Annotated in this window: 7 protein-coding genes; all 7 read right to left on the bottom strand. The window is 26.3% G+C overall.

The window, feature by feature from the left end; translation table 11 throughout:
• Positions 1-6278: 6278 nt before the first annotated feature.
• The 7 genes from GFV14_RS02120 to thrS all read right to left on the bottom strand — a co-directional run bounded on the left by GFV14_RS02120 (position 6279) and on the right by thrS (position 15059).
• Complete coding sequence (locus GFV14_RS02120; protein WP_457914036.1) at positions 6279-6578, bottom strand: integration host factor subunit alpha; 300 nt, start codon at positions 6576-6578, stop codon at positions 6279-6281.
• A gap of 4 nt (positions 6579-6582) precedes the next feature.
• A complete protein-coding gene (gene pheT, locus GFV14_RS02115) occupies positions 6583-8973 on the bottom strand; it encodes a phenylalanine--tRNA ligase subunit beta (protein WP_457914035.1) in 2391 nt (796 codons plus the stop codon).
• Between the two features lie 14 nt (positions 8974-8987).
• Entirely contained in the window at positions 8988-9971 is a 984-nt protein-coding gene (gene pheS / locus GFV14_RS02110) for a phenylalanine--tRNA ligase subunit alpha (protein WP_457914034.1), read from the bottom strand.
• A 335-nt stretch (positions 9972-10306) separates the two neighbouring features.
• Positions 10307-10663, bottom strand: coding sequence for a 50S ribosomal protein L20 (gene rplT, locus GFV14_RS02105; RefSeq protein ID WP_457914033.1), 357 nt, complete (start codon positions 10661-10663; stop codon positions 10307-10309).
• Between the two features lie 45 nt (positions 10664-10708).
• Positions 10709-10906, bottom strand: coding sequence for a 50S ribosomal protein L35 (gene rpmI, locus GFV14_RS02100; RefSeq protein ID WP_457914032.1), 198 nt, complete (start codon positions 10904-10906; stop codon positions 10709-10711).
• 1681 nt (positions 10907-12587) lie between these two features.
• Positions 12588-13127, bottom strand: coding sequence for a translation initiation factor IF-3 (infC, locus tag GFV14_RS02095; RefSeq protein WP_457914676.1), 540 nt, complete (start codon positions 13125-13127; stop codon positions 12588-12590).
• 3 nt (positions 13128-13130) lie between these two features.
• Positions 13131-15059: a threonine--tRNA ligase gene (gene thrS / locus GFV14_RS02090; protein WP_457914031.1), complete on the bottom strand. Its 1929-nt coding sequence runs from the start codon at positions 15057-15059 to the stop codon at positions 13131-13133.
• Between the last annotated feature and the right edge of the window lie 344 nt (positions 15060-15403).

Here is a 15403-nt window from a genome sequence, read left to right as displayed (position 1 = left end):
TTGATATCTGTTCATATTTAAAACTTTTGTAGTTATGCACTAGATAAATATTCATAACAAAATGTAAATATTTTAGTTGATAAATTTAATATCATAACTTTATCTTTTAAGGATAGCATGCTGTTTTTAAAATTAAAACGAGAGTGTTTTAATATAATTTAACATTGTTAAGATTTTTTTAGTTATTCGTGAGAGTTATGAACTGCTATATAGTTTTAATATATAGAAATCACTGTTAGCAAGCGTTATTAATATTGCGTAAAATAATTCCAGAGTAATAATATGTTTAATGAATATATTATAACATTCTTAATAAAAACATTGTAACCTGAATCAATCTTCATTATTAGATAAGCTAATTGAATAATTATACATGTCTAGAATAATATAAAATTCTTTACAATATTTATCTACTGAGCTTAGACTTTTTGTTTTTAAAAAAACACAAATTCATGTGTAATATACAAAATTAATTATTTATAAAAACAAATTTTGAGGTACATAACTTAAAAAAATTTATTCAGTTTTATCTGCGTAACGATAAAAAATGCTAAATATTAAGTTCCTAAAGTGAATCAATTATTTAAATATTTCTCATTATTTCTCAATATTTTATGAAATTTTACAATCATATCAATATATTGTTGATTCACAAATACTTGGATGTTACATATAACAATATAAAATATTTTTTGTTATCTCAATAATTTTAATGGTATATTGATAATATATGTTTTTAAAATACTTCATCTAATAAATATTATCTGTTAAGATATTTGTAATATATCCTAAATATGTTTTTAAAACTTTCTATTTGTCACAATATCTATGCTATAAAATATTATTTTTATTTTTGTAATAACATTTCGGATACTTTATCTCTCTATCAAGATACGTTATTTTATCCTAGAAATTTTTAATTATATTATTAACTTTTTTTACACGATGTATTTGTATCTTGAATTTTCTCCTCATTAATTATAGATTAAAGTTGTTTTTAGTATTGCACTCTCTTTTCACATACTGAGTGAAACTATATTTAAAAGTTGTTTTAATATATTCAATTCTTTGTTAGACAGTTTTTAAAATTTTAAGTAGTGGTATATATTACTGTACTCGAAAAATGATTAGAACGTATATGCTACTCGAAATCTAGTTTATAGGAATGCACCTTAATATAAAATAATGCATATATACTATTTTCTAATATCGTATGTATTTATTTAACTAAATAACAAATATTTTATTTTTTAAAAAATCTTTCTTAATTTATATCATTATAATAACTTTTTGATTTTTATTAGATAATATATTATTATGTTTATAAATTTAAATATTTTCTTAGCAAAGACTGATTATATATGAAATATTTTCGAATAATACATTACGATATATTAAAAAATTATTGAAATAACAAAAAGTAATAAATGTTAAATTTGTAATATAATATTAAGAATTAACTTATCAAGTTTATACTGATTATCACTAGATAACATTTGAATATTTTTTCCTTTATCACTATAGCATGGATTCTTCTTTTATTTTATACAAGAGATACTAAATAAATTTTTAGTTTTAGGTGTTAAAATATTTATATAAATCTAACAATGTTAATTTTGTATATATAATAGATACTTTATTGCATATACTAAACTAAAATTTAAGAATATCGTTCTCTTGAGAAAAATCTAGTTAATATACATCTAGATCAATAAAGCTTTAGAAAAGTTTAATTTTTATTAAATTAAAGTAATAAGATGAAATACAAAAAATTGATTTACAAGTATAATTTAAATATATTTATATATTATAAAATAAATGTTTAAAGAGCGAATTTTATTTACTATAATTATACATGTTATTAGAATAGCACATACTAATTAGTATTTTCAACAATCATAAAATTATTTTGATGACATCATTCTTAATGTTGAGAGAAATTTATTTTTTAAAATTATAGTATGAATAAAGTAATCGATTCAGATTGATTTACCAATGTTATATCGTTATGAGATCACTGGTTATGTTTGAATGTTGACAAATTTTATATATTTAAATATTAACTGAGAGTAATACACTGATAGTATTTCCAGTTAGATTATTGTTCTTATTTTTTTTATAATACGTTAATTAATATTGCATTGATTATCAGTTAATTTAAATTATTATTTAATGGCTATCAAATACACAGTGATCTGTATAAAAGAATATCAACAGCTTGTTAGGTAGATTCTATCTGATAAAACTTTTATTTTTTTATAAAATATATCATATAATAACAGTATAAAAAAATTATATAACCAACTAGTAAAGTATTTAACATAAGATCAAAATTTATAATGATTTTATAGGTTTCCGATTAATATAAAAAATAAAAGTCTACAAAGTTTGTAGTAAGCTTTATCATTCTTACTATATATTTTTATTAAATATTTGTAAAGTATGAATTTTTAACTAAAGAGAAATTAATATTAAAAATGATTACCAGAATTTCGTTTATTGAAAAATATTCGTTACATGTCCTTCTGATCTTAATTATAACAGAATAAAAATTCTATTGTTTTAGTGTTTCGTTTAAGTCTTTATTCAACTATAAAATAAAACTATTTTCTAGTGATCATGAAATAAATAATATTATAATATTAACTTAAGAAATATTCTTATATAGTATATCATTGCATTTGGCGATTAGATGCAAGACAACATTCAAATAATACAACTTTCTTGAATCACTAATATAATTTAAATATTATTTGATTGTTAAATTACATTAAATGCTAATAAGTAAGATGTAGTGCATACTTAGGAAAAGTCTAAATATTTAATTATATTTAAATAAATTGTATTTATATGTAGTAATCAAAAAATATATTTTAAAGTATATATTATTGTTTAAATTAAATATTTGAATTATAATTTATATTAACACTTTAATTTTTGTAGATATATGCAGTTATAGTATGTACTAATTTTAGTAAAATAAAATAATAGATGAAAACAAATTCTTTATTTTTCTTCATGGAATGATAGGTCATCTTTTATCATTTCTTAAGAAATAAAATAAACGTAAAAGTAAAGTTGTATTTTATTCTATTGAAAATTTTCCTTATACATAACACAATATAAGCTATATTATCTCTAATTATTTAGTGGTGTATTTAAAATATTAATTTATAATATTAATAATTATAATGTCATTTTATAAAGATACAGTATCTAGTAACGTCACTTTCCTATAAAAGCTAGGATCAATTTAATGATCTAAAAATAAATAAAATTTAAAAGACGACATAAGTAACATACACTTATAGAACTATTCATTTAAAAATAGTGCACTTTATACAATTCTCAAAATAAGAAATAAAAGAATTATTATATTCTCTTGTTTTTATCCCTATGTGAGTTTTTTAATAAAATAGTAACTAGATTTTAAAAACAACACTTACCTATTAGAATATAATGATTTTTGTAAAAATTTTCAGTTTGCCATGAAAGGTACATGTCTAAAAAATAAAAAATATAACAATTATATATTGATAATGTTAAACATGTAAAGATCACAGATCTATCTTCGTCGATTAAATTACAGATTTTTATAGTATATTTAATTATGCTGTATAATAAAAATTATCAATAATTTACAATACAAAGAAATATTAATGTATCTATTGACTGTTGGATAAAGTAATTATATAATAGTTTTAATATGAATTAATCATATGATTTTAATTTTTAAAGTAATAGAAAATTTTCCTCTAAAAGATATTTCAGAATTTGTTAAAGCTAACAAAATAAACTAAATGTGTAACTTTTAATATCAAGAAAGTGCTTCAAAATTTTCTTTAAATTTAATTACATTATTTTTAATATAAGATTTTAGTATAAATACTCATGTTATTTATTTTAGCATTGTATAATATATCAATATTAAACATTTTAAACGTTATATAAAACAACGAGTAGACTGATTTTTTGTATTTTATTATTAATAGAAAAACAATGAAATAGTGATATACAGATTATTTCAACTCTAGTCAGGGATATTATGTGTTATGAATAAGCATAAATTTATATAACTTACGTGTTGTTATAAAAAGAAGTGTTAATATTATTTTGACTAGTTGTGATGATTAATAGTAAAGCGTAAATTATAATTAAAATACGCAGTATTTATATATCAGTAACTATTTATTAGTTTAACAAATTATTTTCATCACTATCTCAAATGGTTTTTGTTGCATGTGTTATAAAATAATTATAAAATTGCAATCAATTTTATAATTATTGCAGCTTCATTATTATAATAACTCTTGATACAGAAAAGTTTTATTATTGATTTTCAAATTGTTAATTAGATAATGAGACAATCTAGTTTAAAAAGATGACTTTAAATTATTCTAGCAGAATTTTATTGTTTTTACATTAACTAAAAATATTTTTTAATCACACTAAATATTTTAATATATGCTAACTTTCTATTTTATCTATTTTATTAGGTCTCTTAATTGTTAGTGTATAGAATGTCTTATAAAATAAGTAAGATATAAAAATTAGATTTTAACAGAGTAAATTTTTAAATAATTAATGAGTTTTATAACTCTTTTAAAATATGTATCATAGTTAATTACCAATAATTTTCTTTAATATCATCCCTAAGTAAACACATAAGATAATACATCATGTATTATCTATCAAAATATTATATCATCTATAAATTATAAATTTCTTAAAAAATAATATTATATTTAAGTATATTGTACGCTTTTAAGTAAGTAAAGTTTACTAAAATATGTATATTTTAATAGGTAAAAAGTTGATTTGAAAAAAGTTTTTTAACTTATATCGAGTATAAAAAAGATTATTTTTTGCATAAGCATAAATTGTTGTTGAGGGTCAATTATTGTGTGTGCTGTTTTATGACGCTATGTATATAAAATCGAGAGAATATTAATGAAATAAGTCTTCATTGTAACATTATATATAAAATTAAAGTATGAATAATAAAATGAAATATTAATTAACGTTGATCAAAATATTTTAATACATTAAATTCTTAGTTTGTATTTACTGAACATACATATGTGCTAATAAATTTTATATTTATCAAACATTTTATGTATCACTGCATATTCAGTCAGTGAGTTATTAGGAGCATAGCTTTTTAGTAATTCTTTTAAAGAAGTGTATGCAATGTTATTATTTTATCATTTTAAAAATATTAAAAAAAAGCACACACTCTAATGTCACCTTTAAAAATAATTAGTAAGATCTGTTTCAGTTGTAATCAGAATGCTAACATTTCCTTTGTGATTGATTTTAAAACATTCAGATACTTAATGTAGTTCGTAAAACGGTTATGATATAATGAAAAAGTTTAATATTAAATGATATATATTTAGTAGATAAAAATAATTTCCTTAAAAATATAGTAAACACTGGAAGTTTGATATGAGACATGCTCATTGTTGATACTTGTAATATATTTCATATATTATTATTATAAATTGAAATACTGTCAGATAATTAATTATGATATTGTTAGTATAATAATAACATTGAGAACATAATGTACTTTATGTTCTCAATGTTATTACTAAGAATAAAATCATTAAATTATAATAGGTTAACTCAAAATATTTCTGAATTGTTCAATAATTCTGAGAAGTGTTTGAATATTTGTCAGCATTTTTTATTATAACATTTATCATGTAACTATTTCACAAAAAAAAGATTTAATAATTTTTTAGATTCATAATGATTATGCTAAATTCATTAAGTCATATGTAACTATTAAAGAGAAACGCATTAAATATTGATAAAACATATCATTACTTAAAATCTATAAAGTGCTAGAAAAAAGCTCTATTGCGTTTCAACATGCATACAATGTGAAGGACATGCTTCATCTGAACGATAATATCTTAAATAAATGGATGAGCACCTTAAAATCAGCTATATTTTTAGATTTTATTTTCAATTGTCATAATGACAAAAATATATCAAAATATTAAATATTGCATGACAATTATTACATTTAATTAACTTGCATCTGATGCAAATATTTAGGCTCTCAATACTGTTTTTTCTTGCAATGCTATTGAGAAGACTTAATTAATAAATATTCACTTTTCTATTAAATCATATTATTTTAAGGTAATTTTATAACATAAAAGATATCATTAAATTAGTAATATATGTTTAATTTATATTGAAATACTCTTTAAATTATAAAAAACCAAAAGACCGATTTAGAGGTCTTTTGGTTTTATATACATCTGTTATTCTTCTATCAGTATCGCTTTTTCGATTCGGTTTTTTAATTTCTGGCCAGGGTGAAATGTAACAACACGTCGTGCGGTAATAGGAATGTCTTCCCCAGTTTTCGGGTTACGTCCTGGACGTTGATTTTTATTACGTAAATCAAAATTACCGAATCCAGATAATTTTACTTGCTTACCATTTTCTAAAGAGTGTCGAACCTCTTCGAAAAAAGTTTCTACAAGATCTTTAGCATCACGTTTACTGATACTAAGTTTTTCAAACACTTTTTCTGATATTTCAGCTTTAGTAAGCGCCATAGTTTTAGTCCCTCAAAGAGGCTGAGAATCGCTTTTGTAATGCAGCAACACACAGATCAATAGTAGTTTTTATATCTTTTTCTTCCATAGTACATCGCATATCTTGGAAGAAAAGACTGATAGCAAGACTTTTATAACCGTTAGCTATTTCTTTCCCACAATACACATCGAATAAGTTTATGCCAACTATATGATTGATGCTAATTTTTTTACACTCCGCCACAACATCTGCAGCGGAAACATTCTGAGGTACAATAATAGAAATGTCACGGCGGTTTGATGGATAGCGTGAAATTTCTTTAGCATAAGGGATTTTACGGTTTTTTATTGCGTCAGAAGAAATCTCAAATACAATAGCTCGTCCGTTTAAATTAAGTTTATGTTCTAAATTTGGATGAATGACACCAATAATACCAATATGTTCATTATCAAGATAAACTCCAGCACTTTGTCCAGGATGTAAAGCGGAATGGATTATAGGTCTAAATGTAATTTGTGTTAGTTTTCCTGTTAATTCTAAAATAGCTTCGAGATCGCCTTTTAAATCAAAGAAATCTACAATCTGCTTATCTAAAGACCAATGATCTGCATATTTATATCCAGTAATCACACCTGCTAAAACAGCTTTTTGATGTATTTGATATTCTGATTGATGATCAGGAATAAAGCTTAAACCACTCTCAAATAAACGAATTCTATTTTGCTGACGTTTCTGATTATAAAGAACGGTGGTTAAAAGACCTGTTAAAAGTGATATACGCATAACTGACATATCTACAGAAATTGGATTAGTTAATGTTAAAACTTTTTGTCCTGGATGAATCAGTCCTTGTATTTTTTGGTCAACAAAACTATAAGTAATTATTTCATGATAACCACGATCAACTAACTGCGCTTTTACACGACTCAGTGGTAACTGGTTTTCTTTTGGCTCAATTATAATTAAATTAGCATGTAATGATACATTTGGAATATTATCATAACCATAAACGCGTGTTACTTCTTCGATTAAATCTTCTTCAATTTGTATATCAAAACGCCAACTTGGTACAATCACATTCCAATAGGCTTGTTTCATATCCACTTTAAAACCTAAGCGTATCAAAATATCAGTAACCGTACTATTATCAATAACATAACCAATCAAACGATCAAGTTTATTACGAGTAAGAACAACATGAGCAGATTGAGGAAGATATTCAGAATTAGTTATATCAAGAATTTTACCAACATAACCACCACAGATATCAAAAATTAATTGAGTTGCACGTTCAATAGCTTTAAATTGTAACTTAAAGTCAACACCACGTTCAAAACGATAAGATGCATTATTCTGTAATCCGTAGTAACGAGCTCTACCAGTAATTGATAAAGGATTGAAAAACGCACATTCTAAAAGAATATTTTTTGTTTGACTACTCACTTGAGAGTATTTACCATTGCAAATACCTGCAATTCCAAGTGTCTTTTTTTCATCTGAGATAACTAACGTATCAGATTCAAGAATAAGTTCGCGACTATCTAATAAAACTAGTTTCTCATTTTTTTTTGCCATACGAATTATGAGAGCACCATGTAAGCAATCAAAATCATAGGCATTCTGAGGTTGACCTAATTCAAGCAACACGTAGTTAGTAATATCAATAACTGCATTAATTGAAGATATTCCACTACGACGCAATTTTTCTTTCATCCAGATCGGTGTTGGTACAGATATATCAATATTTTTAATTACTCTACTAAGAAAGCGTGGACATGCTTCTGGTACTTCAATTCGGATAGGGAATGAATCAGCTATTGTTGGTATGATTTTATTGATCAAGGGTTCATTTAGATTATGTTTATTGATAACTGCTACTTCACGTGCAATACCGAGAATACTTAAACAATCAGCACGATTTGCTGTAATACTGATTTCAATTATATTATCGTCAAGTGTTAAATATTGACGTAAATTAGTACCAATTGGTGCATCTAATGGTAGCTCAATAATACTGTTGTATGTATCAGAAGCAATACCTAGCTCAGAATAAGCACATAGCATACCTTCGGATAGTTTTCCGCGTAGTTTTACCTTTTTTATTTTAAAATTATTTGGAAGCATCGAACCAATAGTGGCAACAGCAACTTTTAAACCTTGACGGCAGTTTTGTGCTCCGCAGACAATATCTAACACATGATTATTACCAATATTTATTTTTGTTATATGCAATCGATCAGCATCAGGGTGTTGCTTACATTCGACAATTTGACCAATAATAACACCATCAAATTGTTCAGATACTGATGTAATATCATCAATTTCTAAACCCGTCATCGTAATTTGATTAGCTAATTTTTCACTGCTAATCGTTAAATTTACCCATTCTCGTAACCAGAGTTCACTAAATTTCATGAAAGAATTCCACATTATTTAAACTGTTTAAGAAAACGAAGGTCATTTTTAAAGAATGCACGTAAATCAGAAACACCGTAGCGTAACATTGTTAGACGTTCTATTCCAATTCCGAACGCAAAGCCTGAATAAAGTTCTAAGTGAATACCCATATTTCTAAGTACATTTGGATGTACCATACCACAGCCTAATATTTCTAACCACTTACCATCTTTATCCATAACATCAACTTCTGCAGAAGGTTCTGTAAATGGAAAATAAGAAGGACGAAAACGAACCTGTACTGTTTCCTCAAAAAAAAATCTTAGGAAATCATGTAGTATGCTTTTCAGGTGAGTAAAACTAATGTGCTCATCAATAATTAAACCTTCTGTTTGGTGAAACATGGGTGAATGAGTCTTATCATAATCGTTACGGTATACACGACCTGATGTAATAATACGGATTGGCGGCAGTTGTTCCTTCATGATACGGATTTGCACTGCTGAAGTTTGAGTTCGGAGTAGACGTTGATCATCAAACCAGAAAGTGTCATGATCCGTACGAGCAGGATGATGAGGAGGAATATTTAATGCATCAAAGTTATGATAGTCATTTTCAATTTCAGGACCTGTTTCAACGTTAAATCCTAAGTTACAAAAAAAATTTTCCATGCGTTGCATTGTTCGCGTAATTGGATGTAATCCACCATTTTCCATACGACGTCCAGGTAATGAAATGTCAAGCTTCTCTGATAATAAACGTGTATTTATTGTTACAGCTTGTATAATATTTTTACGGTTGTTCAATGCATGGTGCACTTCCATTTTCGCTTTGTTTATTATAACTCCATATGCTGGACGTTCATTTTTTGGCAGATTACACAACATTTTCATTTGTTGTGTAAAGTGACTATTTTTACCTAAATATTCAACACGAATTGATTCTAACATAGCCACATCTTGAGTTTTTTTAATAGCTTCTTTTGCTTTTTTAACTAGTTCAGCAAGATATTGCATGATTTTTTGCCTCTTTATAACTTTAAAGTCGTTTTGCTAATTACACATTACTTAATAAAGAACTTAGAGACTATTTACAGAACTAATAATTATTTAATTAATTACTGTAATTTTTATCTAAGCAAAAAAAATGAAAAACTTTCATTAGGAAGGCTTTTGGCGTTATTTTTTATTTTTACGAAAGAGCCCGGTGAAATTCAGATGCTGAAGTAATACAGAAAACGAAAAACAATAAATTTTATAGGATGAGATATATAGAAATTTTATCTAATCAAGTATTTATAAAATAAATAGTGAATATATATCATAAGTTATATTTTCTTTTTAAAGAAATTTCATACTAAAGCATCTTTCGCTTTTTCAATAAGAGTAGTGAACGATAATGCATCAAATACTGCGATATCTGCTAAAATTTTACGATCGATATTAATTGATGCTTTTTGCAATCCACAGATAAAACGACTATAACTTAGGCCGTTCTGACGAGCAGCTGCGTTGATGCGTATAATCCATAGTTGACGAAATTGACGTTTACGCTGACGACGATCACGGTAAGCATATTGACCAGCTTTAATTACAGCTTGAAATGCTACGCGATAAACACGTGAGCGAGCACCATAGTAACCTTTAGATTGCTTCAAGATTTTTTTGTGACGTGCGTGTGTAATGACACCACGTTTTACACGAGCCATAATTATCTCTCCTAATGCTTTTCATCTTAATGAATTCAGGTTGACTTATGCGTATGGTAAGCAAGCTATTACTAGACCTAGATCGTTTTTAGATACAATTCCTTTCGAACGTAAATGACGCTTACGTTTTGTGGATTTTTTAGTTAAAATATGTCGAAGGTTTGCATGCTTACGTTTAAATCCACCGCCTGCAGTTTTTTTAAAGCGCTGTGCCGCTCCCCGTACAGTTTTAATTTTTGGCATCTTTTATTTTCCAAATTTGTATTGTAATAAATGAAGAATTAACTAGGCGAAGAGCTGCCATGTTTCTATAAAAGCTACTATTTAGTAGTTGTAGTATTTTTTATTTTTAGTAAAATGAATATTTTTATTCTTTAATGCTTATAGAAAATAGTTAAATAACTAGTAGATTTTTTAAATGTCTCTGTCATGTGATCTAATATTTTATATTGATCTGTTTGATGTTCATTCAATCCTTGTAAAATATAGTGTACTTTTATTTATTACGATTTTTTATCATGAATATTAAATTATGTAATGTAAAATGATAATTTTTTCATCTATATCAGTATAAAATTTAATTTTTTTACTGGAAAGACTTTTTAATTTTATAAAAAAATTTTTATACAAATGTGTATTTAATATAATAGACGATACGTCAAACTGTTTTCTAGGCGGTTTTATTAGTAGCTGATTTTAATTTTGTCCACATATTATTTTACGCTTAAAATTTTCACTTATTGCTATATTTTAGTTATATACACTTCAATTATGCATACCTTGTCTTTAATAAGATTACATATGCTGTTAGAATTTTTCTGTATTTAGTATTGTAATTATCGCTCTTAATAAAGAGCGCTTCTAATTGTGTTAAAGCATACATTTAGACAATATTTCAATTCATTTAGAAAATAACAGGTTATAAACTATTATGTGACTTAACTATACTAAGTTTTTAAAATTGTTTGACGTACTCATGATAATTGAAATGTTAATATTTTTTTTTAGATTAATCAAGATAAAAATCAAATTTTTAGCATTAATTTCTAGATTATATGTTGATAACCTATTCGATATTTTCAAACATAATTATTTTCATATATTTTCAAAATAAAAAACTCGCAGTAATGAGATTCGTGCAGAAATACTTTAACAAAGTGAAGAAATATTTTTGAACAGGTAATAACATATATTGCATAGAAATTGATTTGAATGAACTTGTGTATATTTTATCTATCTGTAATATTAGCTCTTGTTAAAGATGATCCAGTAGTGAATTAATCTAGACTATTATCTCTTACTATTTTAAATTATAGTATAGAAAAATAAATTGTTAGAGCTTGACATCAAGCTTTACTGGAAAATATTGTAACATTTACTTACTAGATCCATATTAATAGTAATATCAAAATTCGAAGAATAGTTGCATAATTATTAATGAATAATACACAGTAATATACGTATCGTTTATCATACAGTAATAATATAAATATCATGTGTCTGAATCACACAGTATATCGTGGTAAAATTTATCGTGTTTCCTGATAAAGAATGTGATTATATGATGAGAAATAATCATATATATAAATTGCTTTAATTATGTTTAACCTACATAAAAAATACAATCATTTTTGATACTTTCAAAGTTATCTCCTGAGCCTTGACTCATGAACTACAGTATAATGATTTGTTAAAATAGCATTGAATCTAAAAGAACGCTTGACAGGTATTGTGATACTTTTTAATAGATTATTTATTTAATATTTATTGTTGTTCTATTATATAAACAAAGCAAGACTATTAGTTTTTTAGGTATTAATCTTAAAATAAAATATAAGTATTTTCAACAATATTACAATAAATTTGACATATGACCTTTAAAATATAGCACTTACAAATTAGTAAATGCTATATTACAGCTTAACTATTTTTTCTTTGGTCCTAGTACCATAGTCATTTGACGTCCTTCAATTCTTGACGGAAATGATTCTACTGATGCCAGTTTATCTAAATCAGTCTGAATGCGTTTCAGCATTTCAATCCCGATTTCTTGATGTGCCATTTCACGACCACGAAAACGTAGTGTAATTTTAGCTTTGTCACCATCTTCCAAAAAGCGATTTAAGCTACGTAATTTTACTTGATAATCGCCTTCATCTGTTCCAGGACGAAATTTAATTTCCTTCATTTGAATAACTTTTTGTTTTTTTTTCTGTTCTTTTTGAGATTTGCTTTTCTCATAAAGATATTTTCCGTAGTCCATAATACGACAAACAGGTGGTATAGCAGTAGGGCTGAGTTCAACTAAATCTACACTAGCATCTTCTGCTTGTGAGAGTCCTTCACGGACACTCATTACACCAAGTTGCTCACCATTTAAACCTGTAACACGGATTTCAGTTGCACGGATTTCTTCGTTAATACGATGTTGACGTGCTGTTGGGAGTTTTTTTCCGCCTTTAATACCTTATTCCTCCATTTGATTAAGTTTATAACTGCGTATTTCTTCTAATAGTTTATTAGTAAATTCATTGATATCTAAAATATTTAAGTCTTTACCATGACGAGTACGAACAGAAATTTTACCTGAATTTACTTCTTTTTGGCCACATATAAGCATGTAAGGGACACGATTTAAGGTATGTTCACGAATCTTAAAACCAATTTTTTCATTACGTAAATCTGCTATAGCACGAATGCCAACACTTGTTAGATTTTTAACTAACTCCTGAACATAATTCTCTTGAGCATTAGCAATATTCATAACAACAACTTGTTTTGCAGCTAGCCATGTTGGGAAAAAACCTGCGTATTCTTCTATTAAAATACCGATAAAACGCTCAAGAGAACCTAAAATAGCACGATGGATTATGACAGGTATAATATGTTGGTTATTTTCATTAACATATGATGCATTAAGGCGACCTGGTAAAAAAAAATCTAACTGAATAGTACCACACTGCCATCCGCGATTTAAGCAATCATATAATGTGAATTCAATTTTAGGACCATAGAATCCTCCTTCACCTAACTGATATTTAAATTCAATATTAAGGTTTTTTAATGCCTGAGCTAAATAAGTTTCCGCAGAATTCCAGATATCATCAGTACCGATATATTGCTCAGGACGCGTTGATAGTTTAATAGTTATTTTTTTAAACCCAAATGTTGCATAAACATCATAAATCATTTTAATACAATTAGTAACTTCACTTAATGTTTGTTTTTCAGTACAAAAAATATGTGCGTCATCTTGTGTAAAACCACGGACACGCATTAAACCATGTAATGCACCAGACGGTTCATTACGATGGCAGCTACCGAATTCAGCCATACGTAGTGGCAGATCACGATAAGATTTTAAACCTTGATTAAAGATCTGAATATGACCTGGGCAATTCATTGGTTTAATACAATATTTACGATTCTCAGAATCAGTTGTGAACATTGCTTCTTTATAATTTTCCCAGTGACCTGTTTTCTCCCATAATAATCGGTCCATCATAAACGGACTTTTTACTTCTTGGTAATGATAGTATTGAAGTTTAGTACGTAAAAATGTTTGTAATTCTCTGAATATAGTCCAGCCATCATTATGCCAAAACGGCATTCCCGGAGCTTCTTCTTGCATATGATATAAGTCTAATGCCTTACTAATTTTTCGATGATCACGTTTGGCAGCTTCTTCAAGGTGTAGAAGGTGAGTGTTAAGTGTTTTTTTATCTGCCCATGCAGTACCATAAATACGTTGTAACATTTTATTATCGCTGTTACCGCGCCAGTATACTCCTGACACTTTTTGTAATTTAAAGTGATGGCAGAAACGCATATTTGGTACATGAGGACCGCGGCACATATCAATATATTCTTTGTGATAATATAGGGATGGGTATTCATCTTGACTAATATTTTGATCAAGTATTTCAACTTTATAATCTTCACCACGTTTTAAAAAAGTATCACGAGCTTTTCGCCAAGCAACACGACGTTTAATTATTTCATAATTTGTTGTGGCAAGTTTTAGCATGTGCGTTTCAATCTTTTTTAAATCCTGCTGTGTAAGAGCATAGTCAAGATCAATGTCATAATAAAAACCATTATCAATAATCGTGCCGATAGACATTTTTGTATTAGGCCATAGTTGTTTAATTGCATGACCTAATAAGTGCGCACAAGAATGACGAATAATATTAAGACCTTCGTCATCTTTACTTGTAATAATATATAAATTCGCATTATTTTCAATAAGTTCACAAACATCAACTAATTTACCATTAATACGTCCAGCAATACATTTCTGTGCAAGACTAGTACTAATAGCGTGAGCAACATCCATTACAGAAACAGAATAATCGAACTGAATCTGATTTCTATCAGAAAGAGTAATCACAGGCATTAAGAAATCCTTATGAACAGTAGTGATCATTACCTCAGATCACTGATTGGAATATTGAAAATTATAAAACAATAAATTGAAATTGATTTTTAGTTTTAAAATCCAAACAATATATATAATATCTACACAGACTATAAGACTACAGAAATATTATATATATTGATAGCAACTCAAGAATAATAATGTAGGAATTTTATAGTTATAGAGGTTATAACGTTGTTCATAAATTTATTCATTTCAAATGCATGCTTATAATCTCCTCTGAAGTATTAAATAAAATAATTCTACTGAATCAGTTGATAGATCATTTATACTTATGATAGTTATAATATTAAATATATACA

This window comes from Candidatus Hartigia pinicola, from assembly GCA_020541205.1.
Classification (GTDB): domain Bacteria; phylum Pseudomonadota; class Gammaproteobacteria; order Enterobacterales; family Enterobacteriaceae; genus Hartigia; species Hartigia pinicola.
This window is presented reverse-complemented; position numbering and strand designations above follow the sequence as displayed.

What these genes read in the sequence shown, in the direction of transcription:
- GFV14_RS02120 (WP_457914036.1), bottom strand. Translation starts at nt 6,578, where the DNA reads ATGGCGCTTACTAAAGCTGAAATATCAGAAAAAGTGTTTGAAAAACTT.
- pheT (WP_457914035.1), bottom strand. Translation starts at nt 8,973, where the DNA reads ATGAAATTTAGTGAACTCTGGTTACGAGAATGGGTAAATTTAACGATT.
- pheS (WP_457914034.1), bottom strand. Translation starts at nt 9,971, where the DNA reads ATGCAATATCTTGCTGAACTAGTTAAAAAAGCAAAAGAAGCTATTAAA.
- rplT (WP_457914033.1), bottom strand. Translation starts at nt 10,663, where the DNA reads ATGGCTCGTGTAAAACGTGGTGTCATTACACACGCACGTCACAAAAAA.
- rpmI (WP_457914032.1), bottom strand. Translation starts at nt 10,906, where the DNA reads ATGCCAAAAATTAAAACTGTACGGGGAGCGGCACAGCGCTTTAAAAAA.
- thrS (WP_457914031.1), bottom strand. Translation starts at nt 15,059, where the DNA reads ATGCCTGTGATTACTCTTTCTGATAGAAATCAGATTCAGTTCGATTAT.